Annotated in this window: 5 protein-coding genes; all 5 read right to left on the minus strand. The window is 34.0% G+C overall.

Annotation, left to right across the window (positions count from 1 at the left end; genetic code table 11):
- Nucleotides 1-97: 97 nt before the first annotated feature.
- The gene (locus tag MT391_RS20450) at nucleotides 98-1,000 is read right to left on the minus strand and encodes a hypothetical protein (RefSeq protein ID WP_499499914.1); all 903 of its coding nucleotides are present in this window, start codon (nucleotides 998-1,000) and stop codon (nucleotides 98-100) included.
- Between the two features lie 154 nt (nucleotides 1,001-1,154).
- Nucleotides 1,155-2,468: a hypothetical protein gene (locus tag MT391_RS20455; protein WP_499499916.1), complete on the minus strand. Its 1,314-nt coding sequence runs from the start codon at nucleotides 2,466-2,468 to the stop codon at nucleotides 1,155-1,157.
- Between the two features lie 133 nt (nucleotides 2,469-2,601).
- Nucleotides 2,602-3,816, minus strand: a complete 1,215-nt coding sequence (locus MT391_RS20460) for a hypothetical protein (RefSeq protein WP_499499918.1) — start codon at nucleotides 3,814-3,816, stop codon at nucleotides 2,602-2,604.
- A 134-nt stretch (nucleotides 3,817-3,950) separates the two neighbouring features.
- Nucleotides 3,951-4,178, minus strand: a complete 228-nt coding sequence (locus tag MT391_RS20465; protein WP_077288332.1) for a DUF6429 family protein — start codon at nucleotides 4,176-4,178, stop codon at nucleotides 3,951-3,953.
- A 146-nt stretch (nucleotides 4,179-4,324) separates the two neighbouring features.
- Nucleotides 4,325-5,161: a TIR domain-containing protein gene (locus MT391_RS20470; RefSeq protein ID WP_499499920.1), complete on the minus strand. Its 837-nt coding sequence runs from the start codon at nucleotides 5,159-5,161 to the stop codon at nucleotides 4,325-4,327.
- Between the last annotated feature and the right edge of the window lie 212 nt (nucleotides 5,162-5,373).

Genomic DNA, 5,373 nt, shown 5'->3' on the forward strand with positions numbered 1-5,373 from the left:
CCTCATTAAGTGGAAATTAATGGTTGGCGTATAATCGCGAAGCGATGGCCAACTGTTAATTTTCCATTTAAATGACTTGTTATGTGCGCTGTTTACATCAAAGCTTATTCAGAATAAAATCTATTAATTTTTTCTTCTTTGTCTTAAGCATTTCTTTTTCTCCATAATTATTATCGAATGAAGTCCTGCCACGCAGAGGAAATTTGTAATCTTCAATGATTCTAATAGCTTCTTCCTCGCTTCTAATAATTGCCTTTTGTTTCCAAAGGTCTTGCTTGTAACTTATAGAGCTAGTTGGAAGCTTAATTTTACCAGTTGATGATCGATTGATTACAACCCACTCTCCTGATTCATTAAAGTTATCTATTCCTTTACGACCAACAAGAGCAGAACAATATATTATATCAACGGGGTTAACATTGTGATCGATTGTCACATCAGCCCAATGCTGATAACTACCCGAAGAGCTGTAGGAGTTAAGCAAGTCCATTTCAAATTCAATTTCATTTAATTCCAAATATTCAGCTGCGACTTTTAGCTTCATCAAACTTTCAGCGTACCCTTCGGTTGATTGATAACCATCTTCACTTTTAATTTGCCTCGTTAATGTTATTAAATCTATATTTTCATTTGATAGCTTTTTTTGAGTATGATCATACAACTCTTTAAGCTCTTCGATTGCATCCAATAACTCTCTTTCTGATACACTTTCGAGAAAATGTTTAATATTGTCATTCAACGAATCAATGGCCCAATGTTGAACACGATCCATACAAAATGGAAGCCTACTGAAACCTAAAGCCCTTTCAACCAAATATCCTAATAGGGCATAGCCAAGGCTATGTTTACTCCAAGTAAAACCAGCTACTTCCCCTTCTCTTGCTGTAGCAGCATGTCCATAACCTATGCAATTTGCTAGTAGATCACTTTCAATGTAAAAACGGTGATCTTCTGATTTTGCATCGGTTTTCCACAAACTTCCTTGACTGTAACGCTTCATTGAATTCCTTCTACATCTACTTTGAAATTTATTAAAATGACATGGCACATACCAACGCTGCATTAAGCGGACTAAAATAGTTGGTTATAATGTGGAGCGAAGCGGAGCCTAACCAACTGTTTTAGTTCCGTTTTAAATGCCTTGTTAACTGTTTCTAATCTTCACCAAGATCTATTTTACGGCTAAACCATTCATATTCATTGTATGGAAAATCATCACCAAATTTATTATCTAGTTGGGTTTTAATAAAAACATAGTCATGTCGAGCCTTGCCTCTATCATGACATTGTGAATTCCCCTCAATTTTCTCGGCTAAATAAGTTAATGAAGCACGATTGAAAAGCTTTATATATTTAGGTATAGCAACTTGAAATCTAGCATCAGCCTGATCATAAGAACCACTTTTTCCATAGTAATATGCGACTATATTACAGAACTCTTCTTCCCATTCTTCTGTATCAGAAATATCCAGTAATGTATCAAGCTCTTCTGGAGCGAATGAGGGAGGCTCTTCGCTATCAATCCACTCTTTAATATCTCTAGAGTGCTTTCTGATATCTTCTTTTATGAACCATCCCATAATCTTACCTACTCTATTATTTTCAATACAGTGGATAATTTTAAGCCTTGCTTCTTCTTTCAATAATGGATAGATATCAGGATATTGAGATAAGAAATACACAGCGAATGAAGATGGTGTTTCAGATGAAGAAATATTACTGTAATAGTCTAAATCCCCTGTTATTTCATCGGCTAATACGGCTCTATTTCTACTAGCAAGAACTTCAAGTACATATAAGTTAATTACTCTATTCTTATTACAACTCTCATTTTCTAGCTTAAAAACAAATTTCCATAAAGAGCGGAATAAATTCAACTCAACAGCCGGAGTTGTCCTGCTGAAATATCTACTTTCAACATACTTTTTAGCTTTATTTCTGTCATTCAATACTTCTTTAGATTCATCGAGATCTTGAAGTAATTCTTTTAGGATATGTTGAGTATAAAAAGGAGGTTTTATTAATAACTCTTCAAGCGTATTTCTGATTAATGCTCTCACTGTTTCTTTTTTAGGAGAGTGTAGCTCTCTATCTTTATTCAATACAGGGTGGGCAGATAAATGTCTTTGCTTCTGCAAATAACGAAGGTTTTCATATTCAGCTGAATCAATTAAATTTGTTTTATTGTTTACATCATCGATTAACTGAAGTTCCCAAGCCGGTGAATTTGGGTTTGCTATTTGGATAGCGGTGACTTCGTCTAAGATCTCTTTCGCTGATGCATCCCCATATAAATCAACTAGACTTTGAAGCTTAAAAACAACATCACAAACGGCTACAGACCATAACATTACGGTCGCAGACCTATAGTTACCATTATGATATGAAGATAATACTTCTTTAAAATATATTTTTGTTTTTCCGTAATGAATACTTTCTGATACTTTTTCTAATGAAAACTCTTGCATATATACAACTCTTATCAGGTTACGAATGGACAGTTAACGCCGCATTAACTGGCGCGTAGGTTGGTATTGTTTTTGCGCCTTTGTCTTTTGCAAAAACAATGACAGCCGTAATGCGTCCAAGTTTAATGACTTGTTATATTTTTTCTTTAACCTGATGATTATACAAATCAAGTGTTTGGTGATAAAGGTTACAAGCCTCTCTAACAGCCCACCCCAAAGAACTAAACTCCACAAGTGCTTTCGTTAATGTAAATGATTTCACAGTAGAACAATTTCCAGAGGTTAAACTTAAACAGTAATCGTCAGATTCTAACTTAATGTCAACATTTAGTTCTCGTGCAATTGAGCTCAGATGTTCCCAATCTATAAATAAGTAAATTGATAGGTATCCACTAATAAAACTTGCAAAAACCTCAGGATCTTTTAGGGAAAGTGAATATGGGTAAAAAAGTGACAAATCTAAGTTATTTTTTAATTCATTAAGTGATATGAACATAGGTTGCTTTAAGCCATCAATAAATGACATGTGTTCTCGTAATTTTTCGGGTGGAGTTCCACTATAAAAACTATAACAATACACACCTTCTTCAATCGCAGAAAAATGATGACCATTAACTTTAGTTAGCTCTAGGTGCTTATTAAACTCATCAATTCTTGTAATTTCATCATTGTTCATAGCAATGCGTTTAGATAAATAATTTCCACCTCTTAAAGATTCACTTTCATCGGTAATTATATATTCCTGCACAGCCTTCATACTTTTAAGCTGTTTTTCCCCCTTCTTTTTACATGCCTCACTTTGCTTTAACTCCATTAGATATGGAATATCTTTATCCATTAGAGTTAAATCTCCGTGTCTCATAATGCTGGTTAGGTCATTCATTAGAGCTTTAATACCCTTTGAAATTGCTAAATCAAAGCAACTTTTTTCAAAGTCTTGGCCCTCCTTTCCCAGAATATCCCCAGAAAGCTCTTTTAGCTCTTGCTTATCCAACGAATAAGCATACGGACGTAGATCATATTTATCATAATAAATATGCGGTAAAGAATTTCCAATATGTCTCGACCATAACTTTAGATCCGAAAGCTCTTCTATTTGTCTTTTACAAATTTTTATAGAGTTTTTAAAAGCAATGGACATATTTTTTGTATTTGTTCTTGAACGTTTCAATTGCTTAAGCTCTATCAATCGCTTTTTTCTCTTACGCACAGATTGTTCTAACCATTCGTGCCAAAGTAACAATTCATTTTGAATAGAGACAAAGCAATCAATATTATCTGGGTCATCTTGCAATAAATTAATGGATTTTTTTATTTTAACTAATTCAGAGAAAAAATAATGTTTCAATACAGCTCCCTAGATACAAAAAATATAACGCCCAAATAATGGGCAAAAAATTGTTGGCTAAAATAGCGACGCAGGAGCAAAAGCCAACTGTTTTTTGTTCTGTTAATTTGCTTGTTATATGCCCATTTTGCCGTTTAATTTTTTGAAAATAGTTTATGAAACAACTCTTCAGATTTTTTGAGTCCTTCATCCGTTAGTACAACAGATTTAGCTTTACCAACAGGATCACAAATTAAACCTTTTTCATGTAGTCGATTAGTCACTTCCCAATCAATTTGTTTCCATGCTCGGAAATGATCATGCAATGTGAGATACATTAAAGCTAAGGCTGCCTCATCTATTTTATCTTCATCAATATCCATGATTAACTCCTAAACCCTAGGGGCATATAACGCCTTAATAACTGGCGTGTAGGTTGGTGTTATTTTTGCAGTTTTTTCTTTTGCAAAAATGATGACAACCGTAATACGTCCAGTTGATTAACTTGTTAGTTTTAATTGAAACTAGTTTATATGTCGATGTCATATTTTTTAATATAAGCAACTAATTCGCGAAACGAGTTTAAAAGGAATACTCTATTGCCCCAATTATTGCCTTCATCACTAACCCCAGGATTAATAAATGTGCCATTAGGATCAATAAATGTTTCGCTACTGTTTTCTAAGCACCCTTTTGTATATTCCCAATCTGCGTCAAATATTAGATCAAAAGCTTCTATAAAATCAGATATAAGCAGATTTAGTTTTTTGTGAGCCTTAAATCCCCCAGATTTTTGGATAGCCAGTGCTCTTGATAGAGTCAGTATCTCTTCAATAAGATCTCGATCAGAACGCAAATCACCTGTACTAATAGTTTCATAGCAACTTTTTTCAATTATTCCTTTAACCTTCCCTTCAAGTTCAGGCCAAAATTGTTCAAACACTTTATGAAGTACATTTTCATCTAATACATTAGACTTGTTAGCTTTGTTTAGATCAGATACTAACCTCTTAAAATCATTTTTTTCAAATAATGTTGTTTGAAACTGTGTGAGAGGTCCATTGATGTCTGAGTTGTCTAGCCCAATTAAAATGGGACAAACAAGTGATTGTTCTACTTTTTTAGAAATAGCACCAGCTTCAAACATAAGCCATTGACTACTTAGATTTTCACTTGTAACACAGAATATTCCAGCCATAGAATCATCAAGTTCACCTGCAATATCAGATGACCAACGTGTACCTTTTTCAATGTCACTTGGTGTAAAATAAGGCTTAACTGTTTGTAATACTGTTGGGAGCCACTCTCTAATAGCTTCGGCAACTTTTTTACTGGTATCGCCTGACCAACTAATAAATACTTTCATGTTAAACGGATCCTTTATGATATTTTAAAACTAACGCCCACTTAAGCGGACAAAAATTGTTGGCTAAAATTTTGTGAGGAACGAACAATAGCCAACTGTTTTTGTTCCGTTTAAAGTTCTTGTTAGCTGGTGATTTTAAACTCACCAGTTGCTTCAGCAGTGATAATTTTAGCTCTAGAAAAATTCGAATCTGATTCAACAATCCACACACC

It is taken from the genome of Vibrio sp. 1-Bac 57 (assembly GCF_037546855.1).
GTDB lineage: Bacteria > Pseudomonadota > Gammaproteobacteria > Enterobacterales > Psychromonadaceae > Psychromonas.

Bases quoted from the DNA above. Each gene is read 5' to 3' on its own strand.
- MT391_RS20465 (WP_077288332.1), bottom strand. From the start codon at position 4,178: ATGGATATTGATGAAGATAAAATAGATGAGGCAGCCTTAGCTTTAATG.
- MT391_RS20455 (WP_499499916.1), bottom strand. From the start codon at position 2,468: ATGCAAGAGTTTTCATTAGAAAAAGTATCAGAAAGTATTCATTACGGA.
- MT391_RS20470 (WP_499499920.1), bottom strand. From the start codon at position 5,161: ATGAAAGTATTTATTAGTTGGTCAGGCGATACCAGTAAAAAAGTTGCC.
- MT391_RS20450 (WP_499499914.1), bottom strand. From the start codon at position 1,000: ATGAAGCGTTACAGTCAAGGAAGTTTGTGGAAAACCGATGCAAAATCA.